The organism is Pseudomonas sp. R28(2017), assembly GCF_002112505.1.
Classification (GTDB): Bacteria; Pseudomonadota; Gammaproteobacteria; order Pseudomonadales; family Pseudomonadaceae; genus Aquipseudomonas.
This window is the reverse complement of sequence record NZ_NEHW01000007.1, coordinates 65,051-79,061: the sequence shown is the minus strand read 5'-3', so window position 1 is coordinate 79,061 and position 14,011 is coordinate 65,051. Positions and strand designations below refer to the sequence as shown.

The window sequence follows — 14,011 nt, the reverse complement described above, 5'->3', positions numbered from 1 at the left end:
CTCTGTGCCGGGGCTTGCGTGGTGTTTGTGAACGCTTTGTGAATTGACTTTGGGGAATGCCACCCACTAGTGGGGATGCGTTTGCACCAGAACTGAGTAAGTTGGGTCATCCTTATTTATCGGTATTGGCGTCTAAATAAACCGGTATAAAAAACCTTTGAATGTTTCATGCTGAAATACTTTGTTACAGCTATGGTGGCATTAAGCGCACTCGTTGCGTGAACGATCAGCCTGATAAATCTGCGCCGTCGGGAAGTCCATCATGGTCGACTATCTGAGTAATGTGCGAATCCCCCGCCTGGCCTGTGCGATCGCGATGACGTTCGCCGCCGGCCTTTCTTTTACCAGCGCCAGGGCTGCGGACCCGGCCGGGAGCGTGCCGGTGGTGCCGGATGTGCCCAGCCTGCAGTCGCTGCGTGGCATGACGCCGCCGGACCCTTCCGGTACCGAGGGTGGCCGCAAGGTCGACCTGATGTCCGACTATGTGATCAATCGCGGGGCGGTGGTGTTGTTGGGCAAGGCCCTGTTCTGGGACATGGCGATCGGCAGTGACGGCGCCACCGCCTGCGCTTCCTGCCATTACCACGCAGGGGTCGATCACCGGGTCACCAACCAGATCAACCCCGGCCAGGCCAATACCAACGCCAACGTCGCGTCGATCTTCAACAAACCGTTCACGGCCGCCGATATTCCCGGCGACGTGCCGAGCTACGCCACGCGCTCCGGTGGCAAGGGCGGCCCGAACTACACCTTGAAAAAAGGCGACTTCCCGACCCATGTGCTGGCCAACCCCCTGGACCGCAACTCGGCGATTGTCTATTCGAGCGATGACGTGATCGGCTCGCAGGGTGTGTTCGATGCCAACTTCGTCAAACCCCGCCAATCGCGCTTCGACAAATGCACCCAGCAACCGGACGGCATCTTCCAGGTGGGCGGCATCAACGTGCGCCGCAGCACCGGGCGCAATGCGCCGTCTGTGATCAACGCGGCCTTCAACGTGCGCAACTTCTGGGATGGCCGGGCCAACAACGTGTTCAACGGCTTCTCGCCGTTCGGTAACCGCGACCCTGACGCGGGGATCTTCGTGACCAAGGATGCCAGTGGCGCGGCGGTGAAGGTGCGATTGGCCCTCAAGGATGCCTCTGCCGCCTCGCAAGCGGTCGGCCCTCCCGGCAGCGCGGTGGAAATGTCCTGTGGCGGGCGTACCTTCGCCGACATTGGCCGGCGCATGCTCGACACCATGATGCTCAAGGGGCAGAAGATCTCGCCCACCGACTCGGTACTCGGGCCCGTCTCCAGTGCCCGCCGGCCGACCTATCGCGAGCTGATCAAGAATGCCTTCCAGCCGCGCCTGTGGAATGCCACGCAGCAGGTCTCGCTGGGCGGCGAGCCCTACACCCAGATGGAGGCGAACTTCCCGCTGTTCTTCGGGCTGGCGATCCAGATGTACGAGTCCACGCTGATCTCCGATCAGGCGCCTCTGGATGCCTATCTGCAGGGCGATCACACCGCCATGAACGCGCAGCAGGTGCAGGGCATGGAACTGTTCCTGGGCAAGGGCAAGTGCGTGGCCTGCCACGGTGGCGCGGAGTTGACCAACGCCGGCAGCCGGCTGCTGTTCCAGCCGCGTGAGCGCATCGAGCGCATGGTCATGGCGGACGGCCTGACCACGCTGTACGACAACGGCTTCTACAACACCGGTGTGCGCCCGACCTCCGAGGACCTGGCGCTGGGCGGCTCGGACGCCTGGGGCAACCCGCTGTCCTTCACCCGCCAGTACAACACCCAGCTGCAGGGCGGCAATATTCCTGACCCACTGGATGTCGATGTGTGCACCTTCGAGGTGCCGCTGAGCGCAGCGGTCCCCTGCGACCCGACACTCAAGCCCAGTGTCGGCTTCCGCGACTCGGTCGATGGCGCCTTCAAGACCCCGACCCTGCGCAACATCGCCTTGACCGGGCCGTACTTCCACAATGGCAGCCGGGCAACGCTGCAGCAGGTGATGGAGTTCTACAACCGCGGCGGCGACCGGCGTGGCGAAGACGCCAGCAACACCAGTGGCTTCGAGCACCCGGCCGTGAATCAGCACAACGGCTCCAACCTCGATCCGGACATGACCGCGTTGAACCTGACCCCGGATGAAGTGGATGCACTGGTCAAATTCATGGAAGTCGGCTTGACCGATCCGCGCGTCGCCTGGGAACGGGCACCGTTCGATCACCCGTCACTGGTGCTGCCACAGGGTGAGAAGGGCGATGAAAACTCGGTTGGGCAAAAACCGCCCAGCGCGCAGATCACCTCTCGGCAAGCACAGGACGCCGACTTCCAGCTCAACGCTGTTGGTGCCTCAGGCCGCTCCACAGCGCAGGGGCCACTGCTGCCGTTCAACAACGACTTGTAACGCTCTCCAGGCGTGCGCTGTACTTGTGGGAGCCGCGCTTGCCGGCGAAGGGCCGCAAAGCGGCCCCACGATTTCAAAGGTGTTGCATGAATTGCTGGGGCCGCTTTGCGGCCCATCGCCGGCAAGCGCGGCTCCCACAGGGACCGCGCCATTTTAAAGTCCAGTTACAAGAAATGCTCAAGCCCTCCACTCCCGCTGCCGTTAACCCACCGGTACTCATCTATTCACGTGTGCTGCCGATGAAGTAAAGGCACAATGCTATTATTGATCTGCCGGGTCGGAGATTGCCCTTGTTTCGTCTAAACGCTGTTCGCGCGAGCCATTTCCTGCCTTCGCTGTTTCTGTTGCTGGCTGGGCTTGCGGCGGCTTATGTAAGAGACCTCAGCGTCTTCTTCACCTCACTGTTCAACGTCCTTCCCACCCTGGTCCTGCTGCTGGGTGGCGCCTATTGCGCCGTGTATCGCCGCCAGCGTGAGCTGTTCCTGATGGTCACGGTATACATCGCCTATTTCCTGCTCGACACGCAGACCGACTACTACCGCGACAACGGCCGCGTGCGCGAGGACGCGGCGGTGATCTTCCACCTGGTGTGCCTGTTGCTGCCGGCGCTGTACGGCCTGTTCGGCGCATGGCAGGAACGTACCCACCTGGCCCAGGACCTGCTGGCCCGCTTCGCGGTACTGTTCGCCGTCGGCAGCGTGGCGGTGGCACTGGAGCAAAGCTTCCCTGAGGCGCTGCTGAGCTGGCTGGCGGAGATCCGCTGGCCGTCGCTGCATGGGCAGTGGATGAGCCTGATCCAGATGGTCTACCCAGTGTTCCTGGTGGTGTTCGCCCTGCTGGTGGTGCAATACCTGCGCGAGCCCCGGCCTTTGCACGCGGCGCAGCTGATCGGCCTGGTCGGTATCTTCTGGATGCTGCCCAAGACCTTCATCCTGCCGTTCACCCTGAACATCATGTGCAGCCAGGTGATGCTGATGATTGCCGCCGCGGTATCGCACGAGGCCTACCAGATGGCCTTCCGTGACGAACTGACCGGGTTGCCTGGGCGCCGCGCGTTGAACGAGCGCATGCAGCGCCTGGGGCGCAACTATGTGATCGCCATGACCGACGTCGACCACTTCAAGAAATTCAACGACACCCACGGCCACGATGTCGGTGACCAGGTGCTGCGCCTTGTCGCCAGCCGCTTGTCCAAGGTCACCGGCGGTGGCCGCGCCTATCGCTACGGTGGCGAGGAATTCGCCCTGGTGTTCGCCGGCAAGACCGCCGAAGAGTGCGTGCCGCACGTGGAAGCGGTGCGCGAGATGATCGCCAACTACACCATGCACCTGCGTGACCAGAACAGCCGCCCGCAGGACGATTCCGCCGGGCGTCAGCGCCGCAGTGGCAGCGCCGGCGGCACGGTTTCGGTGACCATCAGCATCGGCGTGGCCGAGCGGCTGGTCGACCATCGCAACCCTGAAGAAGTGCTCAAGTCCGCCGACCAGGCGCTCTATAGCGCCAAGGGGGCCGGACGTAACTGCGTCATGGTCTATGGTCAACAATCCCAGCGCGGGGCGGTGCGGATGGCGTGACCGTAATTGACTATATGGTCGCGTGATGACCCTATGTCTCGCAAAAGTTGTTCGGTTACACTGGATTCAACCCCGGGTTGCTTTTTTTTACCAACCCCGTGCCGCGGTCCGTGTGGCCGCCCCGACCCGACCAGCGAGAGGTTGTCATGGCTGACTATAAAGCGCCCCTGCGCGACATGCGCTTCGTACTGAATGAAGTCTTCAACGTGGCCGAGTTGTGGGCGCAACTGCCCGAACTGGCCGAGGCGGTCGATGCGGACACCGCCATGGCTGTGCTGGAAGAAGCCGGCAAGGTCACCAGCAAGAGCATTGCCCCGCTCAGTCGTGCCGCCGACGAAGAAGGCTGCCACTGGGACAACGGTGCCGTGCGCACGCCTGAAGGCTTCATCGAGGCCTACAACACCTACGCCGAAGGCGGTTGGGTGGGCGTGGGGGGTGACCCGCAATTCGGTGGCATGGGCATGCCCAAGGCGATCTCAGCCCAGGTCGAGGAAATGGTCAACGCTTCGAGCCTGGCCTTCGGCCTGTACCCGATGCTGACCGCCGGCGCCTGTTTGTCGATCAATGCCCACGCCAGTGAAGCGCTGAAGGAACAGTACCTGCCGAACATGTACGCCGGCGTATGGGCCGGCTCCATGTGCCTGACCGAACCGCATGCCGGTACCGACCTGGGCATCATCCGCACCAAGGCCGAGCCCCAGGCCGATGGCAGTTACAAGGTCAGCGGCACCAAGATCTTCATTACCGGCGGCGAGCATGACCTGACCGAGAACATCATCCACCTGGTGCTGGCCAAGCTGCCGGACGCCCCGGCGGGCCCCAAAGGTATCTCGCTGTTCCTGGTGCCCAAGTTCCTGGTCAATGCCGACGGCAGCCTCGGCGCGCGCAACCCGGCCAACTGCGGCTCGATCGAGCACAAGATGGGCATCCAGGCGTCGGCGACCTGCGTGATGAACTTCGACGAGGCGGTCGGCTACATCGTCGGCGAACCGAACAAGGGCCTGGCGGCCATGTTCACCATGATGAACTACGAACGCCTGGGCGTAGGCATCCAGGGCCTGGCGTCGGCCGAGCGTTCCTACCAGAACGCTGTGGAGTACGCCCGTGATCGCCTGCAGAGCCGCGCGCCAACCGGGCCGCAGGCCAAGGACAAGGCCGCCGACCCGATCATCGTCCACCCGGATGTGCGGCGCATGCTGCTGACCATGAAGGCGCTGATCGAGGGCGGTCGTGCCTTCTCGACCTATGTGGCGATGCAACTCGACAGCGCCAAGTACAGCGAAGACCCGGCTACGCGCAAGCGCAGCGAAGAGCTGGTGGCGCTGCTGACCCCGGTGGCCAAGGCGTTCCTCACCGACCTTGGCCTGGAGTGCACGGTGCACGGCCAGCAGGTATTCGGTGGCCATGGCTACATTCGCGAATGGGGCCAGGAGCAATTGGTGCGCGATGTGCGTATCACCCAGATCTACGAAGGCACCAACGGTATCCAGGCGCTGGACCTCATGGGGCGCAAGGTGGTGGCCAGCGGTGGCGCGTACTACAAGCTGTTCTCTGCCGAGATTCGTCAGTTCATTGCCGGCGCGGGCAGCGAGCTGGAGGAGTTTGCCAAGCCGCTGGGCGCCTATCTCGATCAGCTCGACGGGCTGACCGAATGGGTACTGGAGCAGGCCAAGGGCAATCCGAACGAGATCGGTGCCGCGTCGGTCGAGTACCTGCAGGCCTTTGGCTATGTGGCCTATGCCTACATGTGGGCACTGATGGCGCGTGCGGCCAAGGCCGGTGAGGGCGACGAGGCGTTCTATGCGGCCAAGCTGGGCACGGCGCGCTTTTACTTTGCGCGCTTGCTGCCGCGGGTGAATTCGTTGGTGGCCTCGGTGAAGGCGGGCAGTGAGTCGCTGTACCTGCTGGATGCCGAACAGTTTTGAAGTGTTTGCGAAAGATTACTTCTTGTAAGCCTTTTCCTACATCACGTGGTGACTTTTCGCCACTGGCGCCAGATTGGATCCACAGTTAATCTTTCTACATGGACGTTGCGCAGGAAGCGCAAAGGACAGAACAGGGACAACGAAGGATTACCTGCCAGGATGGTGGGGCGATAGGGATGTCACAGGGAAACAGTCTAGAGAACCCCGCTTCGGCGGGGTTTTCTTCGTCTGGGTGTTTTTCAGCCCAGCACATCCAGCGGCGTGGCGCCCAGCTGCCGGGTGTCGGCCTCTTCCTCCAGCAGCGTGCGCAGCAGCTCCACCGACGCCTGCTGGCGCTGGGCATCACGGAATACCAGGCCGACCTTGAGCGGCACACGCGGCTCACTCAGCGGCTTCCACAGCAAGCCCTGGTCATCCTCGGCGGCGTCCTTGGCCCGCCCCGGCAGGATGGTCGCCAGTGCCGTGTGCGCCAGGCTGTCGAGAATCCCCGCCATGTTGTTCATCTCGGCTTGCACCTGTGGCCTGCGGCCCTGGGCGGCCAGCTGTTCCTTCCAGATCTGGCGGATCTGGAATTCCTCACCCAGCATCAGCATGGGTAACTCGGCGGCCTGCTTGATGGAAACCTTCTTGAAGTCCTTCAAGGGGTGGGTATTGGGGATTACAACCTGCAACTCGTCTTCGTACAGCAGCGAGCCGTGTAGCCCAGGCTGGCGCGGTGGCAGGTAGCTGATGCCAATGTCCAGGTTGCCATTGAGCAGCCGCCGTTCGATCTCCAGACCCGACAATTCGTAGATCTGCACCACCAGATGCGGCTGGGCCTTGCGCACACGCTCCAGCAACTGCGGCACCAGGCTTGGCCGCACGGTCTGCAGCACGCCGATGGCCAGCGTGCGCAGCGACTGGCCCTTGAAGTTGCGCATGGCTTCATGGGCCCGTTGCAGGCCATCGAGCAGCGGCAGGGCATGGTTGTACAGGGTGTGCGCCGCCAGGGTCGGCAGCAGGCGCTTGTTGCTGCGCTCGAACAGGCTCAGGTCGAGGCTGTGCTCGAGCTGGCGAATCTGTTGTGACAGTGCCGGTTGCGACAGGGACAGGCGTTCGGCAGCGCGGCCGACATGGCCTTCTTCATACACCGCGACGAAATAACGCAGTTGGCGAAAATCCATAAGTAACACTTATCGAAAAAGCTGGGAAAACGAAATGGCCGCAAACGCTGCCGACGCCTAGTCTATCGCCGTATTCCAACGGGTTACAGCGATCAATCCGCTCATTGTTACCGCGTTTGAAAAACACTTTTGATAGGCAAGGCAAAATTATTCAGCGCCGGCAACAAGACCGGACCCCTGGCCGCCCTTTACCGTGATTGGTTGGAGCCCCGATGAACCTGTTCAACCTGCGCCGTTCGGCCCCTGCCGCGGTTGCCGAACCCAAGCGTACGCCGGTGACCGTGGCGGATGCGCCGCAGTTGTCCCGCGAGCGCCTGATGCCGAGCACCGAGCGTGCGGCGCAGGTGTTCGTGCGTGGTCAGGGCTCCTGGTTGTGGGACAACGAAGGGCACGCCTACCTGGACTTCACCCAGGGCGGCGCGGTCAACAGCCTCGGGCACAGCCCGACAGCACTGGTCAAGGCGCTGGGCAACCAGGCCCAGGCGCTGATCAACCCGGGGGCGGGTTACCACAGCCGTGGCCTGCTGGCGCTGGTCAACCGCCTGTGCCAGAGCACGGGCAGCGACCAGGCCTACCTGCTCAACAGCGGTGCCGAGGCCTGCGAAGGGGCGATCAAGCTGGCGCGCAAGTGGGGCCAGCTGCACCGCAACGGCGCCTACCACATCATCACCGCCAGCCAGGCCTGCCATGGCCGCAGCCTGGGCGCGCTGTCGGCCTCCGACCCGCTGCCGTGCAACCGGTGCGAGCCGGGCCTGCCGGGGTTCAGCAAGGTGCCGTTCAACGACCTGGGGGCGCTGCATGCCGAGGTCGATTCGCGCACCGTGGCGATCATGCTCGAACCGATCCAGGGTGAGGCGGGGGTGATCCCGGCGACCCGCGAGTACCTGCAAGGCGTGGCAAAGCTCTGCCGGGAACTGGGCATCCTGCTGATTCTCGATGAGGTGCAGACAGGCATTGGCCGCTGTGGGGCATTACTGGCGGAACAGACCTACGGCGTGCGTGCCGACATCATTACCCTCGGCAAGGGCCTGGGTGGTGGTGTGCCACTGGCCGCCTTGCTGGCTCGTGGGACCGCCTGCTGCGCCGAACCGGGCGAGCTGGAGGGCAGCCATCACGGCAATGCGCTGATGAGCGCTGCGGGCCTGGCCGTGCTGGAAACCGTGCTGGAGCCGGGCTTTTTCGAGCAGGTGCAGGACAGTGGTCGCCATCTGCGCGATGGCCTGAGCCGCCTGGCAGGCCGCTATGGCCAGGGCGAAGTGCGTGGCCAGGGCCTGTTGTGGGCCTTGCAGTTGCAGGAAAACCTGGCAAAGGGGCTGGTCGACGCCGCCCTGCACGAGGGCTTGCTGTTGAATGCCCCGCAGCCCGATGTGGTGCGCTTCTCGCCGGCACTGACCGTGAGCAAGGGCAACATCGATGAAATGCTTCTACGCCTGGCGCGGGCCTTTGCCCGCCTGCATGCGCAACAACAGGCCCGCCGCGAGATGCCGGCCTGACCACGAATTCAACGAACCGTCTGGCGTTCCTGCGCATCGCCCCGTGCCTGTTTCATTTGGCCCGGGGCGTTTTTTTTGGCCTGTGGAACCTCTGCGAGGCGCGGCTAGTCTTTCATGTAACCCCTTCAGGAGAGACCCGCATGGACTTCATTCGCATCATCATCGCCATCATCCTGCCGCCGCTCGGCGTGTTTCTGCAGGTGGGGTTTGGCGGGGCGTTCTGGCTGAACATTCTGTTGACCCTGCTGGGCTACATCCCAGGGATCGTGCACGCGGTGTATATCATCGCCAAGCGCTGAGGATGCCGGGGGCCGCAGAGCGGCCCCAAGGGCATCAGCCCTCCAGCACTCGGCAATAGAACTTCCACTCTTCTTCCAACGCATGCGCCAGATTCTCGGCCTTGCGGAACCCGTGTCGTTCCCCTGCGTAGAAATGTCCCTCGGCCTCGATGCCATTGGCCTGCAACGCCGCCAGCATCGAACGCGTCTGCTCCGGCACCACCACGGCATCCAGCTCGCCCTGGAAGAAGATCACCGGCACCTTGATCCGTGAGGCATGCAGCAGCGGCGTGCGCTGGCGGTAGCGCTCGGCATCCTGTTGCGGGTCGCCGATCAGCCAGTCCAGGTAATCGCCTTCGAACTTGTGCGTGGCCCGGCCCAGGGCTACGGGATCACTGACCCCGTAAAGGCTGGCACCGGCGCGGAACACGTCGTGGAAAGCCAGCGCGCACAGCGTGGTGTAGCCACCGGCACTGCCACCGCGAATAAAGGCCTTGCCGGGGTCGATCAGGCCAAGCCCGGCCAGATGCGCGACGGCGGCGCAGGCATCCTGCACATCGCTTTCACCCCAGCGCAGGTGCAGCGCCTGCCGGTAAGCCCGGCCATAACCAGTGCTGCCCCGGTAGTTCAGGTCGGCCACGGCGAATCCGCGTTGGGTCCAGTACTGGATGCGTGGGTCGAGTACCGGGTAGCAGGCCGAGGTCGGCCCACCGTGGATGAAGACCAGCAGAGGCGAGGGGCCTTGGGTGCCGGTTGCCGGATAGAAAAAGCCATGGGCAAACGTGTCGCCGCTGCCGTAATGGATCGACTGCGGCAGGCTGATTTGCGCTGCCGGCAACACTTCGGCGCCGCCGGCCAGCACGCTGACCTCATGGCTGGCGCGGGCAATGGCGATCACCGCCGGTGGGCTGATCGGCGAGGCCGCGACGGCATACAGGTGTTCGGCGTCCATGGCCAAATTGCGGAAGCGGGTGTAGGCGCTGGCGAAGCGTTCCGTACGGCCATTTTCACCGTACAGGCCCAATTGCCCGATACCGCCTTCGGACCAGGTGGCCAGGTAGTGTTGCGGGCCGACCGGCAGCCACGTGCTGGTGCCCAGTTGCCAAGGGGCAGCGGCATGGTCGGCCGGCTCGGCCGGCAGCGCTTGCCAGTGGCCATCCACCTCACCCCAGGGTTGCCAGAAGCCATGACGGTCAGACAGGCAGTACAAGCGGCCTTCGGCGTCGAAGCGCGGCTGCTGCAGCGACTCGTCCTCGGCGGCGATACAGTGCGCGGGCCCCCAGTCGCCGTTGGCGTCACGCTTGCGGCTTACCAGCCGGGTAACGGTCCAGGGTTGTGCCGGCCGGTCCCACTCGACCCAGGCCAGGCGTCGACCGTCAGCGCTGACCGTGGGCGAGGCATAGAAGTCGGCACCCTCGGCGAGCACTTCGCGGGTGGTTTCACCCAGTGCCACCAGGCGATGCTCGACGCTTTCGCCATGGCGCTCCTCGACTGCCAGCACCTTGCCGGCGTGCCACTGCAAATCGCCATAGCGGCAATCGCCCGCGGCGGTCAGGGCGCGTGGCGCAGTACCGTCGAAGCGCTGGGTGTAGACCTGCTGATCCTGCTCGTTGACGAACAGCAGCCCGTCACCCCCCAGGCAGAAGCTGCCGCCACCGTATTCGTATACCCGGCTGCGCACGCTGAAACCGTCGGGCGTCAGGCAACGCGCCTGGCGGTCATGCCACTGCCAGATACGGCAGGCGCCATCGGCGGGGCGGAACTCGTTCCAGAACAGCCCCTCGGCACCGACCTTGAGTTCGGCGAAGTCGGTACCGGCGGCGACGGCCTGGGCCGCGGTGAAGTCAGCTGCGGACGATGACACGGGAGTTGCGCTCATTGCGGAAGGTCATCTCGTCGATGGCGAGTTGGGCGGTTTCCGCCTCCTCGCGGGCCTTGAGGATGATGCCATGGTCGGCCGACTTGGCGCACACCGGGTCGGCCTTGCTGGCATCGCCGGTCAGCATGAAGGCCTGGCAACGGCAGCCGCCGAAGTCCTTTTCCTTCTCGTCGCACGAACGGCACGGCTCGGGCATCCAGTCGTATCCGCGGAAGCGGTTGAAGCCGAACGAGTCGTACCAGATGTGCTGCAGGTCATGGTCGCGCACGTTGGGGAACTGCACCGGCAGTTGCCGTGCGCCGTGGCAGGGCAGGGCCGTGCCGTCCGGGGTGATGGTCAGGAACAGGCTGCCCCAGCCATTCATGCAGGCCTTGGGGCGCTCCTCGTAGTAGTCCGGGGTGACGAAAATCAGCTTGCAGGGGCTGCCCTGGGCCTTGAGCTTCTCCCGGTACTCGTTGGTGATGCGCTCGGCGCGCTCAAGCTGCGCACGGGTCGGCAACAGGCCCAGGCGGTTGAGGTGCGCCCAGCCGTAGAACTGGCAGGTGGCAAGCTCGACGAAGTCCGCCTCCAGGGCAATGCACAGCTCGATGATGCGGTCGATCTTGTCGATGTTGTGCCGGTGGGTGACGAAGTTGAGCACCATCGGGTAGCCGTGGGCCTTCACTGCGCGGGCCATCTCCAGCTTCTGCGCGAAGGCCTTCTTCGAGCCGGCCAGCAGGTTGTTGACCTGCTCGTCACTGGCCTGGAAGCTGATCTGGATGTGGTCCAGCCCGGCCTCCTTGAAGGCGGCGATGCGTGCTTCGGTCAGGCCGATGCCAGAGGTGATCAGGTTAGTGTAGTAGCCCAGCCGGCGGGCCTCGCCGATCAGCTCGGCAAGGTCCTGGCGCACCAGCGGTTCACCACCGGAAAAACCGATCTGTGCGGCGCCCATCTCGCGGGCTTCGGCCATCACCTTGAACCACTGCGCGGTGCTCAGCTCCTGGCCCTGGGCGGCGAAGTCCAGCGGGTTGGAGCAGTACGGGCACTGCAGCGGGCAGCGGTAGGTCAGCTCGGCCAGCAGCCACAGCGGCAGGCCGACTGGCACCTCAGGCGAGGGTGATCCAGTGTTCGGCACGGGCCACCTCCATGAATTGCTCGATGTCGTCGCCGACTTCGGGCACACCTGGGAATTGCTGCTCAAGTTCGGCGATGATCGCCGCCACATCGCGCTTGCCGTCGATCAGCCCGCCGATCAGGCCGGCGCTGTCGTTGAGCTTGATCATGCCTTCGGGGTACAGCAGCACATGGCCTTTTTGCGCCGGCTCGTACTGGAAGCGGTAGCCGGGGCGCCAGTTCGGCGTTTGCTTGCGGTCGAAACTCATAGGGCGATCCCCTTGTGCCATACCCGTTGCTGGGTGACGGTGTGGTAAGGCGGGCGGTTCAGCTCGTAGGCCATGCTCATGGCGTCGAGCATGCTCCAGAGGATATCCAGCTTGAACTGCAGGATTTCCAGCATACGCTCCTGGCCCGCACGGGTGGTGTAGTGCTGCAAGGTGATTGCCAGGCCGTGCTCGACGTCACGCCGGGCCTGGCCCAGGCGGGTGCGGAAGTATTCGTAGCCGGCCGGGTCGATCCACGGGTAGTGCTGCGGCCAGCTGTCCAGGCGCGACTGGTGGATCTGCGGGGCGAACAGCTCGGTCAGCGAGCTGCTGGCCGCTTCCTGCCAGCTGGCGCGGCGGGCGAAGTTGACGTAGGCGTCGACGGCAAAACGCACGCCGGGCAGTACCAGCTCCTGGGAACGCAACTGGTCGGGGTCGAGGCCGACCGCCTGGCCCAGGCGCAGCCAGGCTTCGATGCCGCCGTCCTCGCCGGGCGCGCCGTCATGGTCGAGCAGGCGCTGGATCCACTCGCGGCGCACTTCGCGGTCCGGGCAGTTGGCCAGGATCGCGGCATCCTTCATCGGGATGTTGACCTGGTAGTAGAAACGGTTGGCCACCCAGCCCTGGATCTGCTCGCGGCTGGCGCGGCCTTCATACATCGCCACGTGGTAAGGGTGGTGGATGTGGTAGTAGGCGCCCTTGGCGCGCAGGGCCTGCTCGAATTCGGCAGGGGTCATTGGCAGTACGTCGCTCACGGGGCCTCCTTACAGCTCGATGCTCATGCCGTCGAAGGCGACTTCGACGCCACGGCGCTGGACTTCGGCGCGCTCGGGGGAGTCTTCGTCGAGGATCGGGTTGGTGTTGTTGATGTGGATGAGCACCTTGCGCTGGCGCGGGAAGCCGTCCAGCACTTCGAGCATGCCGCCGGGGCCGTTCTGCGCCAAATGGCCCATCTCGCGGCCGGTACGGGTGCCGACACCGCGGCGCTGCATTTCATCATCTTCCCACAGCGTGCCGTCGACCAGCAGGCAGTCGGCGCCGTGCATCATCTGCAGCAACGGGGCGTCGACCTGGCCGAGGCCGGGGGCGTAGAACAACTTGCCGCCAGTGCGAGTATCCTCGACCAGCAGGCCGAGGTTGTCGCCGGGGTGCGGGTCGAAGCGGTGCGGCGAGTAGGGTGGCGCGGCACTGCGCAGCGGGAACGGCGTGAACCTGAGGTTGGGGCAGGCTTCGATGACGAAACTGCCGTCGAGCTCGATGCGGTTCCACTGCAGGCCACCGTTCCAGTGGCTGAGCATGTTGAACAGCGGGAAGCCGGTGGTCAGGTCCTGGTGGACCATGTCGGTGCACCAGACCTGGTGCGGGCAGCCTTCGCGCAGGCTGAGCAGGCCGGTGGTGTGGTCGATCTGGCTGTCGAGCAGGACGATGGCGTTGATGCCGGTGTCGCGTAGGGCCCGCGCCGGCTGCATTGGCGCGAAGGCCTGGAGCTGGGCGCGGATGTCGGGTGAGGCATTGCACAGTATCCAGTGCTCACCGTCGTCGGACAGGGCGATGGACGACTGGGTGCGAGCCGTGGCGCGCAGGCTGCCGTCGCGAAAGCCCTTGCAGTTGACGCAGTTGCAGTTCCACTGCGGGAAGCCACCGCCGGCGGCGGAACCGAGAATCTGGATGTACATGGCCACTCCTTCTGCGAAAAGCCGTATCGGAAAAACGACAACGCCCCGGCGGGCCGAGGCGTCATGCCGCAAAGCAGGGCTTAGCGGTTGGCGAAGTACATGGTCACTTCGAAGCCGATACGCAGGTCAGTGTATGCAGGTTTGGTCCACATGGGCGTTCTCCTTCCGGATGAGTTGAGGGTGTTTCAGCTACTAATTGGGTGCCGCCTCGAGCAGGAGGTTCCATTGGCTGAGATAGCGTTATCTTACAAGAAAAATTTGTAC

Annotated in this window: 12 protein-coding genes; 5 read left to right on the top strand and 7 right to left on the bottom strand. The window is 64.2% G+C overall.

The window, feature by feature from the left end:
* The first annotated feature begins 262 nt into the window (after positions 1-262).
* The 3 genes from CAF78_RS13980 (at position 263) to CAF78_RS13970 (ending at position 5,900) form a co-directional block, all read left to right on the top strand.
* A complete protein-coding gene (locus tag CAF78_RS13980; RefSeq protein WP_256573914.1) occupies positions 263-2,401 on the top strand; it encodes a cytochrome-c peroxidase in 2,139 nt (712 codons plus the stop codon).
* A gap of 290 nt (positions 2,402-2,691) precedes the next feature.
* Positions 2,692-3,975, top strand: a complete 1,284-nt coding sequence (locus CAF78_RS13975) for a diguanylate cyclase (protein WP_085676260.1) — start codon at positions 2,692-2,694, stop codon at positions 3,973-3,975.
* A gap of 146 nt (positions 3,976-4,121) precedes the next feature.
* Positions 4,122-5,900 carry an acyl-CoA dehydrogenase C-terminal domain-containing protein gene (locus CAF78_RS13970; protein WP_085676259.1) on the top strand — a complete coding sequence of 593 codons (1,779 nt, stop codon included), beginning with the start codon at positions 4,122-4,124 and terminating at the stop codon, positions 5,898-5,900.
* A gap of 239 nt (positions 5,901-6,139) precedes the next feature.
* Here CAF78_RS13970 and CAF78_RS13965 read toward each other — a convergent pair whose 3' ends face one another.
* On the bottom strand, positions 6,140-7,063 hold the full coding sequence (locus CAF78_RS13965) for a LysR family transcriptional regulator (protein ID WP_085676258.1): 924 nt from the start codon (positions 7,061-7,063) through the stop codon (positions 6,140-6,142).
* A 212-nt stretch (positions 7,064-7,275) separates the two neighbouring features.
* Between CAF78_RS13965 and CAF78_RS13960 the strand changes: the two genes are divergently transcribed.
* Together CAF78_RS13960 and CAF78_RS13955 are read left to right on the top strand one after the other, a co-directional pair.
* On the top strand, positions 7,276-8,556 hold the full coding sequence (locus CAF78_RS13960; protein ID WP_085676257.1) for an aspartate aminotransferase family protein: 1,281 nt from the start codon (positions 7,276-7,278) through the stop codon (positions 8,554-8,556).
* Positions 8,557-8,696: 140 nt separating this feature from the next.
* Positions 8,697-8,855, top strand: a complete 159-nt coding sequence (locus tag CAF78_RS13955) for a YqaE/Pmp3 family membrane protein (RefSeq protein WP_009681539.1) — start codon at positions 8,697-8,699, stop codon at positions 8,853-8,855.
* Between the two features lie 34 nt (positions 8,856-8,889).
* Here the strand turns inward: CAF78_RS13955 and CAF78_RS13950 are convergent, their stop codons facing one another.
* The 6 genes from CAF78_RS13950 to pqqA form a co-directional block, all read right to left on the bottom strand.
* On the bottom strand, positions 8,890-10,713 hold the full coding sequence (locus CAF78_RS13950; RefSeq protein WP_085676256.1) for a S9 family peptidase: 1,824 nt from the start codon (positions 10,711-10,713) through the stop codon (positions 8,890-8,892).
* A complete protein-coding gene (gene pqqE, locus CAF78_RS13945) occupies positions 10,679-11,827 on the bottom strand; it encodes a pyrroloquinoline quinone biosynthesis protein PqqE (RefSeq protein WP_085676255.1) in 1,149 nt (382 codons plus the stop codon). Before pqqE ends, CAF78_RS13950 begins: the two co-directional genes overlap by 35 nt.
* Complete coding sequence (gene pqqD / locus CAF78_RS13940; protein ID WP_085676254.1) at positions 11,799-12,074, bottom strand: pyrroloquinoline quinone biosynthesis peptide chaperone PqqD; 276 nt, start codon at positions 12,072-12,074, stop codon at positions 11,799-11,801. The genes pqqE and pqqD overlap by 29 nt, the downstream gene beginning before the upstream one ends.
* Complete coding sequence (gene pqqC, locus CAF78_RS13935; RefSeq protein ID WP_176247323.1) at positions 12,071-12,808, bottom strand: pyrroloquinoline-quinone synthase PqqC; 738 nt, start codon at positions 12,806-12,808, stop codon at positions 12,071-12,073. The genes pqqD and pqqC overlap by 4 nt, the downstream gene beginning before the upstream one ends.
* Positions 12,809-12,835: 27 nt before the next feature.
* Complete coding sequence (gene pqqB / locus CAF78_RS13930; RefSeq protein ID WP_085676252.1) at positions 12,836-13,747, bottom strand: pyrroloquinoline quinone biosynthesis protein PqqB; 912 nt, start codon at positions 13,745-13,747, stop codon at positions 12,836-12,838.
* A gap of 80 nt (positions 13,748-13,827) precedes the next feature.
* Positions 13,828-13,899 carry a pyrroloquinoline quinone precursor peptide PqqA gene (gene pqqA / locus CAF78_RS13925; RefSeq protein WP_003243383.1) on the bottom strand — a complete coding sequence of 24 codons (72 nt, stop codon included), beginning with the start codon at positions 13,897-13,899 and terminating at the stop codon, positions 13,828-13,830.
* Positions 13,900-14,011 lie beyond the last annotated feature (112 nt).